The following is a 17,755-nucleotide window of genomic DNA, read 5'->3' as shown; positions in this document are numbered from 1 at the left end:
CGAAGGGTCGTGCCGCAGGCGGCGCATCGCGGACGAAGCGGCCGGGCGTCGTCGCCCCATGACCGGTTCCGCCCGTCCCTATCCCCCGACCACCGTCGCCGTCCCCTCCCCCGCGAGGATCGAGCGGAAACCCCCCGGCGCGTCGAGCGAGAAGACCACGATGGGCAGCTTGTTGTCCCGTGCCAAGGCGATGGCGCTCGCGTCCATCACGCGCAGATTCTTGCGAAGCACCTCGTCGTAGCTCACGCGGTCGTAGCGCACCGCGTCGTCGTGAAGCGCGGGGTCCCTGTCGTAGACGCCGTCCGTTCCGTTCTTGCCCATGAAGATCGCCCCGCACCCCATCTCGGAGGCGCGCAGCGTCGCCGCGGTGTCGGTCGTGAAATAGGGGTTGCCCGTCCCGGCCGCGAAGATCACCACCCTGCCCTTCTCCAGGTGCCGCACGGCGCGGCGGCGGATGTAGGGCTCGCACACCTGGTCCATGGGTATGGCCGACTGGACCCGGCAGAACTGGCCGAGCTTCTCCAGCGCGGCCTGCATGGCGAGGGCGTTCATCACCGTCGCCAGCATCCCCATGTAGTCCGCGGTCGTCCGCTCCATTCCCTGGGCCGAGCCCTGGAGACCGCGGAAGATGTTCCCGCCGCCGATCACCATGCAGACCTCGACGCCCATCTGCGCGACCGTTCGGACCTCGCGCGCGATGCGCTCGACGGTGGGCGGATGCAGCCCGTAGCCCTGGTCGCCCATCAGGGCCTCTCCGCTGATCTTCAGCAGGACACGGCGATAGGCCGACCCCGTTATCCTGGCGGTGTCGGGCATGGCATCCTCCGAAGGCTATGGCGGGGACTTGGCGGCGGGCGCGTGATGGCGCAGGCACGTCGCGAAGTCCACCGCCGCCGCCTACGACCGGCGCGCGGCATGAATTAAACGGCGGAAGATGCTGCATCCGAAAGACTATCCGTCAGCGGAGGTTCCCGTGCTTCTCGCTGGACCGACGGCGTCGGGGAAGACTGCGCTGGCCATCGCGATCGCCGCGGCGCAGGGACGGGACGTCGTGAACGCGGACGCGCTTCAGGCGTGGGCGGACTGGCGCATCCTCACCGCCCGCCCCTCCCCGGCGGAGGAAGCCGCCGTGCCGCATCATCTCTACGGCCATCTCGGCTGGGACGAGGACTGGTCCGTCGGCCACTGGCTGCGCGGGGTGGCCCCCTTCCTCCAGGCACGCCCGGCGCCGGTGATCGTCGGCGGCACCGGCCTCGCCTTCGCGGCGCTGACGGAGGGTCTCGCCGAGATCCCCGCCATCCCCGAGGGGATCCGCGCGGAGGCACGCGCGGCGCCGGCGGAGGCGTTGCTCGCGCAGCTCGACGAGCGCACGAAGGCCCGCATCGACACCCGCAACCCCGCGCGCACCCGCCGCGCCTGGGAGGTGCTGCGCGCGACGGGCAGGCCGCTGGCGGACTGGCAGGACGAGACCCCGCCCCCGCTCCTGCCGCCGGCCCGTGCCGCGGCCTTCCGCATCGACGCGCCGCCGCAGCTTCTGAACGCCCGGATCGAGGCGCGCTTCGACGCCATGATCTCCGAAGGCGCGCTGGAGGAGGTCGGGGCGAACCTCCTCCGCGATCCGTCCCGTCCGGCCGCCGCCGCCATCGCCGCGCCGGAGCTCTCGGCCCATCTGCGCGGCGAGATGACCCTTGCCGAGGCCCGCGACCGGGCGGTGGCCGCGACGCGCCGCTACGCAAAGAGGCAGCGGACATGGGCCCGCGCGCGGATGGGCGGATGGACGCCGCTGCCGTTGTCGTGAACGCAACATCGGCGGGCGGCCGATCCGCCTGCCCCATTCCCGCCGTATTGTAGCCCGAGCCTGCCACAAAAACGAGAATGCGAGCAGGACATGAACACCCAAGTTCGGATCGACGTTCCCCTCGACACGGGATCGGACCGCCGTGCGGCGACGCGATGGCGAAGGCTTTGGACCGGCGACGACTGGGCGGACACCACGCTCCACGCCCGGCCGCACGGCCTCGCCCTGCGGGCGTTCCGGAACGGCGTGCGCGCGCTCGTCGAGGGGCTGCCGGTGGAGGTCGCGCCCTGGGGCGTGCTCTGGGTGCCCGCGGGCCTGCCCTTCGCGCTCACGCCCGGCCGGATGCGCGGCCGGATCCTCGAGGTGCGGCGCAGTGCCGGCCTGCCCGTCCTTCCAGTCATGGGGCAGCCCTCCCCCGCCGAGGCGGACGTCCTCCTGACCGATCCGGTCGTGGCGCTCCGCGTGATCCTCGCGCGCGGCCACGGCCTCGGCCGGCCGACCGCGTCGCAGCGGATCGTGCGCGCCTTCGCCCATCAGCTCGAGCTTGGCTTCCACGCCGGCCTTCGGGTGCAGGACCATGCCGACCGGCTGGGGATCACGGCGACCCATCTCTCGCGGGTATGCAAAGCGGCCACCGGCAGCACGGCCGTCCGCCTCTGCACCAACCGCACGATCCTGGAGGCACGCCGCCTCCTCGTGGAGACGGGCCGCCCAGTGGGCGAGGTCGGCGCCTCGCTCGGCTATGCGTCGCCCTCCTACTTCACGCGCGACTTCCAGCTACGCTGCGGCACGACGCCGTCCGCGTTCCGCACGGCGGCCCGGCTGGCGGCCGCCGGCTGAGATCGCCGGCCCCCGGCGGCCGGGGGATTCCGCGTCCACGACCGGGTTGACGACCGGGCCGCCGCGTCCTGCATTGGTGGGCGTGGCCGCATCGGCGGCCACGGCTCGGCCGGGGCCTCCGGGTACCCGCCGCGGCAGGGAGGTATCTGATGCCCCGACACCCGACCCTCACGGGCGGCCCGGTCCACCACGCCGCGACGATGCACGCGCGCGAGCACCTCGCCGGCCGGATCGACCGGCGCGAGTTCCTGACCCGCGCCACCGCTCTCGGGATGACGACGGCGGGGGCCTACGCCATGATCGGCGCGCCGCGTCCGGCGCGCGCGGCCGGCCGCATCCGCCGAGGCGGCGAGCTGCGAATCCAGCAGGAGGTTCGCGCGCTCAAGGACCCCCGCACGTTCGACCTGCCGCAGATGGCGAACTTCACGCGCGGCTATCTCGAATACCTGGTCGAGTATCGGCGCGACGGCTCGATCCGTCCCTTCCTGCTCGAGAGCTACGCGATCGATGCGGAGGCGACGGTCTACACGCTCGTCGTCCGCGCCGGCGTCAGATGGCAGAACGGCGACCCGTTCACGGCCGGCGACGTGGCGCACAACATCCGCCGGTGGTGCGACGCGACCGTCCCGGGCAACTCGATGGCGACCCGGATGGGCTCGCTCGTCGATCCCGGGACCCGCCAGATGATCGACGGCGGGATGGAGGTGGACGGGCGGACCGTCACCCTGCGCCTGCCGGAGCCCGACATATCCCTGATCGCCGGCATGTCGGACTATCCCGCGGCGATCGTCCATCCCAGTTACGGGGGCGGCGATCCCCTGGACGCGATCGGCACCGGCCCCTACCGCCCGGACGGGTACGAGGTCGGCGCCATGGGACGCCTCGTGCGGGCCGAGGATCACGAATGGTGGGGTGCGGCCGCGCCGGGGATAGGGGGCGCGCACCTCGATTCCGTCACCTTCCTCGACTTCGGGGCCGACCCCGCCGACTGGGTCTCCGCCGCCGGCGCGGGCGAGGTCGACATGCTCTCCGAGACGGTCGGCGACTTCATCGAGGTCATGGACAGCATCGGCTGGACCCGGTCCGAGGCCGTGACCGCCTCGACCATCTGCATCCGGCCGAACCAGCGGGCCGAGGTGGACGGCAGGCGCCCCTATGCGGACGTCCGCGTCCGCCGCGCCCTGCAGCTCGCGACCGACAACGATGTCCTCCTCGAGCTGGGCTATGCGGGCCGTGGCGCGCGGGCCGAGAACGACCACGTCTGCCCGATCCATCCCGAATGGGCCGACATCGGCCCGGCCGAGCACGACCCCGGCCGCGCGATCGCACTGCTGGAGGAGGCCGGGATGGCCGACTACGAGCACGAGCTGCACTCGATCGACGAGGGCTGGCGCAGGTACACGACGGACGCCGTGGCTGCGCAGCTGCGCGACGCAGGCATCCCCGTGCGCCGGACCGTCCTGCCAGGGACGGAGTTCTGGAACGGCTGGGCCCGATTTCCCTTCTCCTCGACGGATTGGAACCACCGCCCGCTCGGCGTGCAGGTGCTCGAGCTGGCCTACCGCTCAGGCGTCGCCTGGAACGAGACCGGGTTCGCCAACGAGGAGTTCGACGCCCTGCTGCGGCAGGCGAAGTCCGTCGCGGACGCCGAATCCCGAAGCCGGGTCATGGGCCGCCTCCAGGGGATCATGCGGGACGAGGGCGTGATCGTTCAGCCGTTCTGGCGGTCGCTCTATCGTCATCAGCGCGGCGACGTGGCGAACGCCGAGATGCATCCCGCCTCGGAAATCCACCTTTATCGGCTGGGCTTCGAGGGATGACGCGCCCCGGGCCCCGGCCGATCCGGCCTGCCGGGCGGCGGGCGGCGGACACCGTGGGCCAGCGAGGTGCGCACGCTTGAGGATGGGCGCGCTCCTCCTCGCGGCAGCGGTGCCGGCCGCGGCGCAGGACGTCACGCCTTTCGTCGAATGCGGCGCGCGCGCCCTTGCGCTCCAGCTCCTGCAGGAGCGGTTCGTCGAGGAGGGCGAGCTGGACGCGGCAGGCCCCGCCCTCGACGCGAAGCTCTGGCGGGACGCGCTGGGCTACGAGGCCACGCTCTCCATCGGCTGCTCGCTGAACCAGATCACCTACGAGGTCGGCACCTCCGTCCTTGCGGACATCCGGCTCGACGACATGCGCCGCGACGTCGAGGCGGGTGCGAGCTTCCGCGGAGAGGTGCGCGCCGTCGCGGCCGAGCTCGCCGCCTGCATAGACGTGTTCGGCGGCCTCGAACGGTTCGCGCGGGCCCGCGCCCTCGCCCGCGCGTCCGACCCGCCATGCGACTGGCGCTGACGTCCCGTTCGGCCGCCCCGCCCCCGGCGGAGGCGCCAGGGCAACAACGCACCGGCAGCGCCCTGCCCCGCCGCGGCCGAGGTGGACCCACGCGATGCCGCCGCCTATCGGATGCGCCATGCGCATTCTCGTGACGAACGACGACGGCATCAACGCCCCGGGCCTGAAGATCGCCGAAGCGATCGCCGGGGCCCTCGCGGGCGATGGTGGCGAAGTATGGACGGTCGCGCCGGCCTTCGAGCAGTCGGGCGTCGGGCACTGCATCTCATACACCCACCCCACCCTCATCTCCGAGTTCGGGCCCCGCCGATGGGCGGCGGAGGGATCGCCGGCGGATTGCGTCCTGGCGGCGGTGCACGAGATCATGCCCGCGGCGCCGGACCTCGTCCTCTCCGGCGTGAACCGGGGCAACAACGCAGCGCAGAACGCCATGTACTCCGGCACGGTCGGCGCTTGCATCGAGGGCGAGATGCAGGGCATCCGCTCGATCGCGCTCTCGCAGTTCCTCGGGCCGCGGACGCAGGATCTCGCCGATCCGTTCGAGGCCGCCGCCGCCTGGGGCGAACGGGCGGTGCGCGCCATCCTGGACCACGACGACTGGGGCGATCTCGTGCACTACGGCATCTTCTACAACGTCAACTTCCCGCCCTGCCCCGCCGCCGAGGTGGCGGGCCTGCGGGCCGCGGCGCAGGGCCACCGCGGCATCGTGCCGTTCGGCGCCACCGCGCAGCAGGCCCCGACGGGCCGCCGCTTCGTGTGGGTCCGGGGCGAGCGTCAGGACCGGCGCAGCGAGGACGGGTCCGACGTCGCGGCGAACCTCGACGGCTATGTCTCGATCACGCCCATGCGCTGCGACCTGACGGCGCACGACCGCCTCGGCGCCTTGTCGGCGGCCCTGGCGTGATGGACCCGGCAGCCGCGGCCCGCGTGGAGGAGCGCGCCCGTATCGTGATCGCGGCGCGGGCGGCGGGCGTCCGCGACTCCCGCGTGCTGAATGCCCTCGAGGGGATCGATCGCCGCCTCTTCCTGAAGGGGCACTTCGCCGCGCGCGCCTACGAGGACACGCCGCTGCCGATCCCCTGCGGCCAGACGATCAGCCAGCCCTCCGTCGTCGCCCTCATGTCCGAGGCGCTGGAGATCGCGCCCGGCCATACGGTGCTCGAGGTGGGCACGGGCTCGGGCTATCAAGCGGCGATCCTCTCGCGCCTCGCCCGCCGGGTCTACACGGTCGACCGCTTCCCCACCCTCGTCCGCGAGGCGCAGGGGGCGTTCGGGGCGCTGAAACTGGCCAACGTGGTCGCGATGGTGGGCGACGGGACCCGCGGGTTGCCCATGCAGGCACCCTTCGACCGCATCCTCGTCACCGCCGCCGCGGAGGACCCCCCCTCGCCCCTGCTCGCGCAGCTGCGCGAGGGCGGCGTGATGATCGTGCCCGTGGGCCGGGACGACGCCGTCCAGACCCTCGTCAAGGTTCGACGGACCTCTGCCGGCTTCGACTACGAGGAGCTGCGCCCCGTCCGCTTCGTTCCCCTGTTGGAGGGTTTGGGTCACGATTGATCCGGGCCGCGCGGGCCGCGGGTTGCCCGGCCCCGGCATCCGCGCGAACCCTGCACCAGAGCAGAGAGCCTCGGCACGAGGGACAACCGATGATCCGCCCCATCCTCGCCGCGACGACGATCCTGGCCATCGCGGCCTGCGATCAGGTCGACTTCGACTTCCGCAACACCGGCCCGACGGCTGGCGTGACGCGCGCCGCGACCGAGCCGAGGCCCCAGGCCGACGGCAGGGGCATCATCTCCTATCCGGGGTACCAGGTCGCCGAGGCCCGGGCCGGCGATACGCCCGCGGCCGTCGCCCGGCGCCTTGGAATCGACGCGGCCGAGCTGGCGCGGTTCAACGCCCTTCCCGCGGACGTGCCCCTGCGTCGGGGCGAGATCCTCGCCCTGCCCTCGCGGGTGGCCGAGCCGTCGCCCGCCACCGGCGCCGCGACCACCGGACCCATCACGCCGGCGACCTCGATCGAGGTCACGACCCTCGCGGGGGCCGCCATCGACCGCGCCGAGGCCGGGCGCCCCGCAATCGCCGCCCCGCAGCAACCCGCCGTCTCGGGAAGGGAGCCGATCCGCCACCGGGTCGAGCGGGGCGAGACCGCCTACACCATCGCGCGCCTCTACGGCATCTCGGTCGGCGCGCTGGCCGAGTGGAACGGCCTGGGCCCCGACCTTGCCGTGCAGGAGGGGCGGTTCCTCCTCATCCCCGTCCGTCGCGAGAACGACACCCTCCGCCCCGCCAGGGCGGACCGGACCACGGCTCCGGGTGCGGGCTCGCTCACGCCGGAGCCGCCATCGGCCTCCGCGCCGCTGCCCGCGGCGCCCCCGGCTCCCGCCGCCGCCCCCGACCCGGGCGAGCGGAGCACCATCCCCCCCCGCGCCGAGGTCGAGGAGCCCGACCTGGCGCAGGAACGGACGGAGGCTTCGGCCGGCGGACGGCTGCGGGCGCCGATTGCGGGATCCGTCATCCGGCCCTTCGCACCGGGAACGAACGACGGCGTCGACTTCGGGGCCGCCGCCGGAACGCCGGTCACGGCCGCCGCGGCAGGCACCGTGGCGGCGATCACCGAGGACACGTCCGGCGCCCCCATCCTCGTGCTGCGCCATGGCGGGAACCTTCTCACGGTCTATGCCAACATCGGCGACCTGGCCGTGTCGCGTGGCGAAAGCGTCAGCGCGGGCCAGCGCATCGCCGCCGTGAAGGCGGACGGCGACTTCCTCCATTTCGAGGTGCGCGAAGGCTTCGAGGCGCGCGACCCGGTCGACTACCTCAACTGAGCGCCCGTTCGGCCCGCCAGGTCGGTCACGTACTGCCACGCCACCCGCCCGGAACGGCCGCCGCGCGTCGCTTGCCATTCGATGGCCTCGGCGCGAAGGGTGTCGTCGTCGATGGCGATCCCGAACGCGTCCGCGTAGCCGCGGATCATCGCAAGGAAGGTCGGCTGGTCGCACGGGTGGAAGCCGATCCACAGGCCGAACCGGTCAGAGAGCGATACCTTCTCCTCCACCGCCTCCGAGCCGTGGATCGCGGTGGACCGCTCGTTCTCGATCATGTCACGGGGCATCAGGTGCCGGCGGTTCGAGGTGGCATAGAGGACGACGTTCTCGGGACGTCCCTCGATCCCGCCGTCCAGAACCGCCTTCAGGGCCTTGTAGTGCTGGTCGTCATGGCTGAATGAAAGGTCGTCGCAGAACAGCACGAACCGGTGGGGGGCGCCCCGCAGAAGGTCCAGAAGGCGCCCCACGCTGGGAAGGTCCTCGCGCTGCAGCTCCACGAGCTTTAGGCCGGTCGCCTCCAGATCGCCGTGCACCGCCTTCACCAAGCTGGATTTCCCCGTCCCCCTCGCACCCCAGAGCAGCGCGTTGTTGGCTGGCAGGCCGCCCGCGAAGTGCCGGGTGTTCGCCAGGAGCGTCTCCTTCTGCGCGTCGATGCCCAGCAGAAGGCCCAGCGGCACCCGCGCGACGTCCGGCACCGGGATCAGCGCGTCCGGCTCGGCATGCCAGAGGAAGGCCGACGCCAACGCCCAATCCGGCGGCCGGGCGGGCGGGGGCGCCACGCGTTCCAGCGCGGCTGCGATGCGCTCCAGCGGGTCCGTCACTCCTCGGTCAGCCCGTCCTTGCCCAGCTCAGCCTCGCGCTTCGCCTCGATGCGGCGGACGAGCTGGATCGAGATCTCGTAAAGGCCGTAGACCACCGTGAAGAGGATCACCTGCGTGATGACGTCCGGCGGCGTGACCAGCGCCGCGACCAGCAGAATGCCGACCACCGCGTATTTCCGCATGCCCCGCAGCCCCACGGCGGAGACGAGGCCCGCCTTGCCCATCAGCGTCAGCAGGACCGGCAGCTGGAAGCACAGGCCGAACGCGACGATGAACTTGATCGTCAGGTTCAGATACTCCTGCGCCGAGCCCTGGAAGACCACCGACAGGGGGGCGCCGAACTCGTCCAGCTCGGGCTCGCCGGCGACGCCGAACTGCTGGAATCCCAGGAAGAAGTCGTAGGCAAGCGGCGTGACGACGTAGAAAGCGAACGCCGCGCCGAGGAAGAACATGAAGGGCGAGGCGATCAGGAAGGGCAGGAACGCGCCCTTCTCGGACCGGTAGAGGCCCGGCGCCACGAAGCGCCACATCTGCGTCGCAAGGATCGGGAACGACAGGATGAACCCCCCGAGGAGCGAGACCTGCACCGCGACGAAGAAGCCTTCCTGCGGCTTGATGAAGATCAGGTCGCAATCCTGCCCGCGCTGGGCCAGGGCCTCGCAGAGAGGGGCGGTCAGGAAGTTGAAGATCGGCGTCGCGACCGTGAAGCAGAGGGCCATGCAGGCGACGAAGGCGACGACGCACCAGATCAGCCGCTGGCGCAGCTCGCGCAGATGCTCGATCAGCGGGGCGGCGCTGTCCTCGATGTCGTCCTCGGGCCGCGCGGTCACTGGCCCGACGCCTTCGGCTCGGCAACCACGTCCGCCACCACCTCCGGCTCGGGGGCGTTCTCGGCGGCCATCTCGGCCTCGCGATCCAGGCGGGCCTGCGCGGCCTCGGCGCTGCGCTCGCGGATCGCCTCGACCTGGCGCCTGCGCCGCTCGGTCATCGCCTCGGTCTCGGGACCGTGGGGCGGCGCCTCCTCCACGATGGACTTCGCGGCCTCGCTGATCCCGTCGAGGCCCAGCTTGCGCGCGCTCGTCATCGACTTCAGGTCCCGTGCGGTCTCCCGCATGCCGGTCTCATCGGCGGCGTCGCTCATGGCCTTCGTGAACTCGCGCGCCATGCCCTTCATCTTGCCGGTGAAGCGCCCGGCCGCGCGGAACATGCGCGGCAGGTCCTCGGGGCCGACGACGATCAGGGCGACCACGCCGATCACCAGAAGCTCCATCGCGCCGAGATCGAACATCAGGCGCCCTCCACCCGCGGCACGGGCCTATACGTCGCGCTTCTCGGCGGCGGTGGCGGGCGCGGGCTCGGGGGTGACGTCGCGGGCTTCGGCCACGCGCTCGTCGTCCAGCTCCCTCTTTCCGTCGTCGACGCCGCGCTTGAACGCGGTGATGCCCTTGCCCACCTCGCCCATCAGCGAGGAGATCTTGCCGCGTCCGAAGAGGACCAGCACGACGACGGCGATGAGCAGAAGGCCAGGAAGGCCGATGTTGTTCAGCATTGGATAACCTCCCATGCGGCGCAGCCCTTGTCTCGGGGCCGACCCTGTCCCTCGTTGCAGCGGGCAACTTAGGCGCGTTGGGCTTTGGGTGAAAGGGGCAGGCCGCAGATGGCGCGCGGCGGGTCACCGCCGATCCCGCCGGCCCGGCGCGGCCCCGAGGGGCAGCCGGTCAGGCCGCGACGCGCCCCGCCCCGAAGACGTGGCAGCGGCCGCGCGGAACGGACAGCCACAGCGCCATCCCCGGCCGGGGAAGGAACACCGCCGGCACGACCGCCTGGAGCATGCCCGCGGCCTCGGTCTCGAACTCGACGAGGGATTCGGACCCCATGAACCGCGCCCGCCGCACGATCCCCCGGACGGGCGTGCCGAGCTGCGGCGTGGGGTTCGGCCCCTGCCCCGCCCGGTCGAAGTCGATCGAGACGTGGACCGGGCGGAACACGATGTCGACTTCCGCCCCGGGGGGATGGCCTGGGGTCAGGAAGGCGCCGAAGGGCGTGTCGGTCAGCGCCCCGTTCGACCGCCCGCGGATCACGTTCAGGTCCGAGAAGAACGCCGCCGCCTCGCGGTCCGCCGGCTGATGCCAGATCGAGTAGGGCGTGCCCTGCTGCACGATCCGTCCGTCGCGCATCAGCACGATCTCGTCGGCCATGCGCATCGCCTCCTCCGGCTCGTGCGTGACGAGGAGGACGGCGGTCCCTTCCGCCTTCAGGATGTCCAGCGTCTCGTCCCGGATGCCGTCGCGCAGGCGGTTGTCGAGGCCCGAGAAGGGCTCGTCCATCAGCATGACGGAGGGCTTCGGGGCCATGGCGCGGACGAGGGCGACGCGCTGCTGCTCGCCCCCCGAGAGGGTCGAGGGGTAGGCGTCCGCGTGCCGCTCCAGCCCCACGCGGGCCAGCATGGCGCGCGCCCGCTCGCGCGCGTCCGGCCCCGATAGGCCGAAGGCGACGTTCCGCTCGACGGTCAGGTGGGGGAAGAGGGCGAAGTCCTGGAACATCAGGCCGACGCCCCGCCGCTCCGGCGGGACCGCGGCGGCGCCGTTCGCGACCACCGCCCCGTCGATGCGGATCGTGCCCGCGTCGGGCGCGTCCACCCCGGCCAGAAGGCGCAGCGTCGTCGACTTGCCGCATCCCGACGGGCCCAGAAGGCATGTCACCTGCCCCGCGCGCAGGGACAGGTCGATGCCGTCCACCACGGCCCGCCCGCCCAGGCGGCGGACGAGGCCGCGCGCGGTCAGGCGGGCGCTTTCGGGGGCGGCCTCGGCCAATTCCGATCCTTTCGCTCGGGGTCCGACGGGCAGGTAGCCGCCCGCCCGGCCCCTCGCAAGGTCACTCCGCCGGGACCGCGCTCCTGCCCCGCGCGCCGGCCAGCGCCGCCGCGAAGCCCACCACCAGCACGCCCGCGCTGATCCCGAGGAGGAGGTCGTACTTGTGCACGTCCGGCAGGAAGGCGAACGCCTCCCACCCCCGCGCGAAGTAGACGAACGCCCCCGCCATCGCCGCCGCCCATGCGACGAGGTAAGACCATAGCGGCAGCGTCCGCCCCATCAGCAGCCCCACGCCCAGCACGGGGGCGAGGAACATCGACGCCGTGCCCGAGACCGCCACCGCGTCGAAGAGCGACTGGTTCCCCCACAGCGTCAGCGCCCCGCCCGCCACGGCAAAGACGGCCATCGCGGCCCGCCCTCCCGCGAGGGTGCGGGGCGCGAGGCGCAGCTCCTCGACGGTCAGGCGCGCGGCCGAGGCCAGCGCGCTGTCCAGCGTCGAGAGGGCCGAGATCAGGAGCGACGCCAGAAGCGCGGCATAGGCCCAAGGGGGGAACATCTCGCGCCACGCGACCAGCAGGTCGGCGTCCCCGCCCACGATCCCCGCCTGGATCCCGAAGAGGCCGAAGGTGACGATGCACGCGGTCGAGATGACGAAGGCGAGGACGAAGGACCGGCTCGTCGTCCGCCGATCCGCCAGGAAGCCCCGGTCCATCATCACCGGATCGTGCGCGGGGTAGGAGAAGACCTGCAGCGCCGCCACCGCCAGCAGGACCCATCCCTGCCGCGGCCCGGCGGTGCCTTCCGCCGTCAGCGCCGCCTCCAGCGAGAACCCGTCCGACAGCAGCAGCATGACGGTCGCCGCGACGAGGACCGCCCCGAAGAGCGCCATCTGCACCACGTCCGTCCGCAGCGCCGCCGACAGCCCGCCCCAGGCGGCATAGGCGAACGCGAAGAGGCCAGTCGCCACGACGGCCACCGTAGCCGCCTCCGCCTGCGGAAGCAGCGCGGCGGCGATCAGCCCGACGACGAGAAGGTTGGCGAACACCTCCGACAGGAGGCGCAGCGCGATCACGATGTTGTAGGCCCCCGTCCCCGCGCCGCCGAACCGGCCGGACAGCCAGTCCTGCACCGAGGTCGCGCCCTCCGCCCGCAGCCGGGCCACGATCAGCCCGCCCGTTAGGAACGAGCCGTAATAGGCCGCATAGGCCAGCGTGCCCATGATCCCGTAGTAGTAACCCAGGATCGCCGCGTTCATCAGGCTGCGCGCGAAGATCCAGGTCGTCACCTGGCTCAGCGTCAGCGTCCACAGCCCCGGGGCGACCCCGCCCTCGCGCCCGGCGAAGAACCCGTCCGCGTCGGCCCGCCGCGGCGCGGCGAGAAGCGACAGGAGGACCGTCGCCCCCACCAGGACGGCGACGAGGGCTGAGGTGTCGGTCATGCGGGGGTCTCGCTCGTCTTACGGATATGGGCCGGACGTTACGGGCGCGCGAGGCGCCGGCAACCGGGAATCGCTGCGCTGCCGAAGACGTGAACTAGCCGCTCCACCCGCAAAGGCGGCAGGTGCGCCGGCTGCCGTCCGGCAGCGCGGCGCGGTGCCCGCATTCGGGGCAGAAAGCGGCAGCCGGAAGCGGAAGCGGCAGGGCCGCCGGGACCGGCCGGACGGCGACGACCGGCACCCGCAGCCTATGGGTGATCGAAAGCCCGAGCATGACCCCTCCCCGAACGGATGACGGGAGCCAAACGCGCCCGGTTCGAAAAAGATTCATGCGAACGCGAAGCGGGCGACCCGAAGGCCGCCCGCTACTCTCGCGATCGAAGCGGAACTTCGTCCCGCTGCCCCGCTAGCTACACCCGCTGGTCCCCCCGCAGGTGTTGCACTTCATGCAGGTGCCGTTCCGCACAAGGGTGAAGTTGCCGCACTCGCCGCAGGCCTCGCCCTCGTAGCCCTGCATCCGGGCCTTGGCGCGGGCGTCCATCGGGGCGGTCTCGAGGGCGACGGCGGTGGTCGTCGTCTCCTGCTGGACCGCCGCGATGGCCGCCGTCCCGGCGCCGCCCAGAAGCTGGCGGGGCATCCGCTTGCGCAGGTAGCCGGTGGAGGAGATCTCGCGCAGGACGGCCAGCGGCCCCTCCGGCGCGGGCGCCTTCCCTTCGGCCTCGCCCCCGCCGATGTCGTCGATCGCCGAGCCCTCGGGCTTCACATGCGCCAGGTCCGTCCGGTCGAGATAGGAGATCGCGAGCTCGCGGAAGATGTAGTCGAGGATCGAGGTCGCGTTCTTGATCGCCTCGTTGCCCTGAACGAGGCCCGAGGGCTCGAACTTCGTGAAGGTGAAGGCATCCACGAACTCCTCCAGGGGGACGCCGTACTGCAGGCCGACGGACACCGCGATCGCGAAGTTGTTCATCATCGCGCGGAAGGCGGCGCCCTCCTTGTGCATGTCGATGAAGATCTCGCCCAGATGGCCGTCGCGATACTCGCCCGTGCGAAGGTAGACCTTGTGCCCCCCGACGATGGCCTTCTGGGTGTAGCCCTTCCGGCGCTCGGGCATCTTCATCCGGCCGCGCGCGACCTCCTTCACGATCACCTTCTCGACGATCTTCTCGGCCAGGACCTTCGCCTTCTCGTCGGCGGTCCCGGTCTCCAGCGTCTCGGCGGCTTCCTCGTCGTCCTCGACCAGCGCCGCCGCCAGGGGCTGCGAGAGCTTCGATCCGTCGCGGTAGAGCGCGTTGGCCTTCACCCCCAGCGACCAGCTCAGCTCGTAGGCGGCCTTGCAGTCGTCGATCGTGGCCGAGTTCGGCATGTTGATCGTCTTCGAGATCGCGCCCGAGATGAACGACTGCGCCGCGGCCATCATGTGGATGTGGCTGTCCACGGAGAGGAAGCGCCTGCCCTTCCTGCCGCAAGGGTTGGCGCAGTCGAAGACCTTCAGGTGCTCGTCCTTCAGGTGGGGCGCGCCCTCCAGCGTCATCGTCCCGAGGGCGTGGTCGCCCGCCGCCTCGATGTCCGCCTTCGAGAAGCCCAGGTGCCGCAGCATGTCGAAGCCCGGATCGCTCAGCTTCTCGGCCGGGATGCCCAGCACCTGGGTGCAGAACGCCTCGCCCAAGGTCCACTGGTTGAAGACGAAGCGGATGTCGAAGGCCGAACCCAGCGCGCCCTCGACCTTCTTCAGCTCCTCCTCGCCGAAGCCGTGGCCCAGCAGCGCGGTGTGGTTGATCCCCGGCGCGTTGCCGAGGCTGCCATGGCCCACCGCGTAGGCGACGATCTCTCCGATCTCGGCCTCCGAATAGCCGAGGTTCCGCAGCGCGCCCGGCACGGACTGGTTGATGATCTTGAAGTAGCCGCCCCCTGCCAGCTTCTTGAACTTCACTAGGGCGAAGTCGGGCTCGATCCCCGTGGTGTCGCAGTCCATCACGAGGCCGATCGTCCCCGTGGGCGCGATCACCGTGGCCTGCGCGTTGCGGTAGCCGTGCTCCTCGCCAAGGGCCAGCGCCTCGTCCCAGGCCTCCTTGGCCAGCGCCACCATCTCCTCCGGCGCGCCGGCACGGTCGAGGGCGACGGGCGGCACGGCAAGCCCCTCGTAGCCCTCCGCCTCGCCATGCGCCGCTCGGCGGTGGTTGCGGATCACGCGCAGCATGTGGCCGGCGTTCTTCTCGTAACCCGGGAAGGCACCCAGCTCGCCCGCCATCTCGGCCGAGGTGGCGTAGGACACGCCGGTCATGATCGCCGTGAGCGCGCCGCAGATCGCCCGCCCCTCGCGGCTGTCATAGCCGTGGCCCATGTTCATCAAGAGCCCACCGATGTTGGCGTAGCCCAGTCCCAGCGTGCGGAAGTCGTAGGATCGCTGCGCGATCTCCTTCGACGGGAACTGCGCCATCATCACGCTGATCTCCAGCGTCACGGTCCAGAGGCGCGCGGCGTGCATGTAGCGGTCCGCGTCGAACCGCTCCCCGTCCCAGAAGGTGAGGAGGTTCATCGACGCGAGGTTGCAGGCCGTGTCGTCGAGGAACATGTACTCCGAGCAGGGGTTCGATCCGCGGATCTCGCCGTCCTCGGGGCAGGTGTGCCAGGCGTTCACCGTGTCGTGGAACTGGATGCCCGGATCGGCGCAGGCCCATGCGGCGTGGCCCACCTGCTCCCACAGGTCGCGGGCCTTCAGCGTCTTGCAGGGCTTGCCGTCCGTGCGCGAGATCAGCGCCCAGTCGGCATCCTCCTCGACGGCCTTCAGAAAGGCGTCCGTGACCCGGATCGAGTTGTTCGAATTCTGCCCCGAGACGCTGTTGTAGGCCTCCGAATCCCAATCGACGTCGTAGGTCGGGAACTCGATGCCGGTGTAGCCCTGCTTGGCGTATTGCAGCACGCGGGAGATGTAGGTCTCGGGGATGCTGCAGGACTTGGCCGCCCGGATCGCCTTCTTCAGCGCGGGGTTCTCGGCCGGGTCGGTCCCGCCCTCGGCCACGGCGGCGAAGATGTGGTTCAGCTGCTTCTCGTGCATCTTCGAGCCGGCGACGAGGGCCGCGACCTTCTGCTCCTCGATGACCTTCCAGCCGACGAACTCCTCGATGTCGGGGTGGTCGGCGTCCACGATCACCATCTTCGCCGCGCGGCGCGTGGTGCCGCCCGACTTGATCGCGCCCGCCGCCCGGTCGCCGATCTTCAGGAACCCCATCAGGCCCGACGACTTGCCGCCGCCCGACAGCGCCTCGCCCTCGGCACGCAGGCTGCTGAAGTTGGTCCCCGTGCCCGAGCCGTACTTGAACAGGCGCGCCTCGCGGACCCAGAGGTCCATGATCCCGCCCTCGTTCACCAGGTCGTCCTGGACGGACTGGATGAAGCAGGCATGCGGCTGCGGATGCTCGTAGCTCGAGGTCGAGCGGGTGAGCTTGCCCGACTTCCAGTCGACGTAGAAATGCCCCTGCGCGGGCCCGTCGATCCCGTAGGCCCAGTGCAGCCCGGTGTTGAACCACTGCGGGCTGTTCGGGGCCGCGGCCTGAAGGGCCAGCATGGCGCGCATCTCATCGAAATAGGCGCGGGCGTCGGCCTCGGCGGTGAAGTAGCCGCCCTTCCAACCCCAATAGGTCCAGGCGCCCGCCAGCCGGTCGAAGACCTGCTTCGACGAGCTCTCGCCGCCGTACCGCTCCTCCTCGGGCAGCTCGGCCAGCGCCGCCTCGTCGGGGACCGAGCGCCATAGGAACTCGGGCACGCCCTTCTCCTTCACGCGCTTGAGCCGCGCCGGGACGCCGGCCTTGCGGAAATACTTCTGGGCGATCACGTCGCTGGCCACCTGCGACCAGGACTCCGGCACCTCGACCGCGTCGTTGCGGAAGACGACCGTGCCGTCGGGATTGCGGATCTCGGACACGGTGGTGCCGAACTCCATCGCCGCGTAGGCGTCCCGGCCCTCGTCGGTGTAGCGACGTTCGATCTTCATATGCGGTGCTCCCCGTTATGCCCGCTGCGCGTGGAGCTTGCCGGGGCGATCGCCCCCAACATATCCCCAGCTCCATCCACAGATAGGCTAGATGTAGTGTGCCAACCCAGAACCGGACACTACGGGTGGCAGTTCCTGATTCGGAACGGCGGCCGAAAAAAGAATCGGCCGCCTTCGCTGCGAACCTTGATTCCGAAAGGCATTTTCCGGCCGTCTCGACGGGGCGTCGTGGCGCTGCGAACACGCGCAAGACGTATCTCGCACCGGCGGCCGGATCCGCTTGGGCCATGTCGTCGCGGAGATGCGTCCCGAATGGTCGGGGCGAGAGGATTCGAACCTCCGACCCTCTGCTCCCAAAGCAGATGCGCTACCAGGCTGCGCTACGCCCCGACGCCCCCGCCCTACTCCCGCGGGGCGGCGTCCTCAACCTCGTCCTCGACCTCGCCGCAGGGCCACGCGGGCTCCGCGATGGCGGGGTGCCGCATCTGCGCCCCTTCGGCGACGCCCAGCATGGCGGAGACGCCGCCGGGAATCTCCAGAACGTAGCGGATGTCGTCGCCGCCCGGGATGCCCGTCTCGTCGAGCGGCACGGCGTTCTCGTGGACGCGCCGCACCACGCCGTCCTCGCCGGCGAACAGCATGTCCAGCGGGATCAGCGTGTTCCGCATCCAGAAGCTGACCGGCCCCGCGCGCTCGAACACGAAGAGCATCCCCTCGTTCGGCCGCAGCTCCTCCACGAACATCAGTCCCTGCGCGCGCTCGTCGGGCTCGTCGGCGACGTCCACGCGAAAGCTCGCCGTGCCGAACGGGCCGCGCAGATCCACGCGGTCCGCCGCGCAGTCCGGGAAGGCCGGCCCGGCGGCGAAGGCCAGGGCGATGACGACGAGGTGTTTCATCC

At 71.3% G+C, this 17,755-nt stretch carries 16 protein-coding genes and 1 tRNA gene; 7 read left to right on the top strand and 10 right to left on the bottom strand.

Annotated elements, in window-relative coordinates:
- Positions 1–78: 78 nt before the first annotated feature.
- Positions 79–816 carry a UMP kinase gene (gene pyrH, locus BCF33_RS03460; RefSeq protein WP_106159513.1) on the bottom strand — a complete coding sequence of 246 codons (738 nt, stop codon included), beginning with the start codon at positions 814–816 and terminating at the stop codon, positions 79–81.
- 157 nt (positions 817–973) lie between these two features.
- Between pyrH and miaA the strand changes: the two genes are divergently transcribed.
- The 7 genes from miaA to BCF33_RS03425 all read left to right on the top strand — a co-directional run bounded on the left by miaA (position 974) and on the right by BCF33_RS03425 (position 7,797).
- Positions 974–1,798 (top strand): tRNA (adenosine(37)-N6)-dimethylallyltransferase MiaA, encoded by an 825-nt coding sequence (gene miaA / locus BCF33_RS03455; RefSeq protein ID WP_342747418.1) that lies wholly within the window; start codon positions 974–976, stop codon positions 1,796–1,798.
- 90 nt (positions 1,799–1,888) lie between these two features.
- Positions 1,889–2,638, top strand: coding sequence for a helix-turn-helix domain-containing protein (locus BCF33_RS03450; RefSeq protein WP_106159511.1), 750 nt, complete (start codon positions 1,889–1,891; stop codon positions 2,636–2,638).
- Positions 2,639–2,787: 149 nt separating this feature from the next.
- On the top strand, positions 2,788–4,458 hold the full coding sequence (locus BCF33_RS03445; RefSeq protein WP_245883703.1) for an ABC transporter substrate-binding protein: 1,671 nt from the start codon (positions 2,788–2,790) through the stop codon (positions 4,456–4,458).
- 76 nt (positions 4,459–4,534) lie between these two features.
- Positions 4,535–4,969, top strand: a complete 435-nt coding sequence (locus tag BCF33_RS03440) for a hypothetical protein (RefSeq protein WP_146132779.1) — start codon at positions 4,535–4,537, stop codon at positions 4,967–4,969.
- 118 nt (positions 4,970–5,087) lie between these two features.
- Positions 5,088–5,873: a 5'/3'-nucleotidase SurE gene (surE, locus tag BCF33_RS03435; RefSeq protein WP_106160184.1), complete on the top strand. Its 786-nt coding sequence runs from the start codon at positions 5,088–5,090 to the stop codon at positions 5,871–5,873.
- On the top strand, positions 5,873–6,526 hold the full coding sequence (locus BCF33_RS03430; protein ID WP_106159509.1) for a protein-L-isoaspartate(D-aspartate) O-methyltransferase: 654 nt from the start codon (positions 5,873–5,875) through the stop codon (positions 6,524–6,526). Before surE ends, BCF33_RS03430 begins: the two co-directional genes overlap by 1 nt.
- 89 nt (positions 6,527–6,615) lie before the next feature.
- Positions 6,616–7,797 (top strand): M23 family metallopeptidase, encoded by a 1,182-nt coding sequence (locus BCF33_RS03425; RefSeq protein ID WP_106159508.1) that lies wholly within the window; start codon positions 6,616–6,618, stop codon positions 7,795–7,797.
- On the opposite strand, the gene BCF33_RS03420 is transcribed toward BCF33_RS03425, so the two are convergent.
- The 9 genes from BCF33_RS03420 to BCF33_RS03380 form a co-directional block, all read right to left on the bottom strand.
- A complete protein-coding gene (locus BCF33_RS03420; RefSeq protein ID WP_106159507.1) occupies positions 7,785–8,618 on the bottom strand; it encodes an ATP-binding protein in 834 nt (277 codons plus the stop codon). The two genes, BCF33_RS03425 and BCF33_RS03420, sit on opposite strands and share 13 nt — an antisense overlap.
- A complete protein-coding gene (tatC, locus tag BCF33_RS03415) occupies positions 8,615–9,448 on the bottom strand; it encodes a twin-arginine translocase subunit TatC (protein ID WP_106159506.1) in 834 nt (277 codons plus the stop codon). The genes BCF33_RS03420 and tatC overlap by 4 nt, the downstream gene beginning before the upstream one ends.
- The gene (gene tatB / locus BCF33_RS03410; protein WP_106159505.1) at positions 9,445–9,906 is read right to left on the bottom strand and encodes a Sec-independent protein translocase protein TatB; all 462 of its coding nucleotides are present in this window, start codon (positions 9,904–9,906) and stop codon (positions 9,445–9,447) included. Before tatB ends, tatC begins: the two co-directional genes overlap by 4 nt.
- A 27-nt stretch (positions 9,907–9,933) precedes the next feature.
- A complete protein-coding gene (locus BCF33_RS03405; protein ID WP_106159504.1) occupies positions 9,934–10,167 on the bottom strand; it encodes a twin-arginine translocase TatA/TatE family subunit in 234 nt (77 codons plus the stop codon).
- Between the two features lie 169 nt (positions 10,168–10,336).
- Complete coding sequence (locus tag BCF33_RS03400; RefSeq protein ID WP_245883702.1) at positions 10,337–11,431, bottom strand: ABC transporter ATP-binding protein; 1,095 nt, start codon at positions 11,429–11,431, stop codon at positions 10,337–10,339.
- Positions 11,432–11,492: 61 nt separating this feature from the next.
- Positions 11,493–12,869 (bottom strand): SLC5/6 family protein, encoded by a 1,377-nt coding sequence (locus tag BCF33_RS03395; protein ID WP_106159503.1) that lies wholly within the window; start codon positions 12,867–12,869, stop codon positions 11,493–11,495.
- A 403-nt stretch (positions 12,870–13,272) separates the two neighbouring features.
- Positions 13,273–16,857, bottom strand: a complete 3,585-nt coding sequence (locus BCF33_RS03390; protein WP_106159502.1) for a vitamin B12-dependent ribonucleotide reductase — start codon at positions 16,855–16,857, stop codon at positions 13,273–13,275.
- A 313-nt stretch (positions 16,858–17,170) separates the two neighbouring features.
- Positions 17,171–17,247 (bottom strand) — tRNA-Pro (locus BCF33_RS03385).
- Between the two features lie 11 nt (positions 17,248–17,258).
- A complete protein-coding gene (locus BCF33_RS03380; RefSeq protein WP_106159501.1) occupies positions 17,259–17,753 on the bottom strand; it encodes a DUF192 domain-containing protein in 495 nt (164 codons plus the stop codon).
- Positions 17,754–17,755 lie beyond the last annotated feature (2 nt).

It is taken from the genome of Hasllibacter halocynthiae, assembly GCF_003003095.1.
Lineage (GTDB): Bacteria > Pseudomonadota > Alphaproteobacteria > Rhodobacterales > Rhodobacteraceae > Hasllibacter > Hasllibacter halocynthiae.
This window is presented reverse-complemented; position numbering and strand designations above follow the sequence as displayed.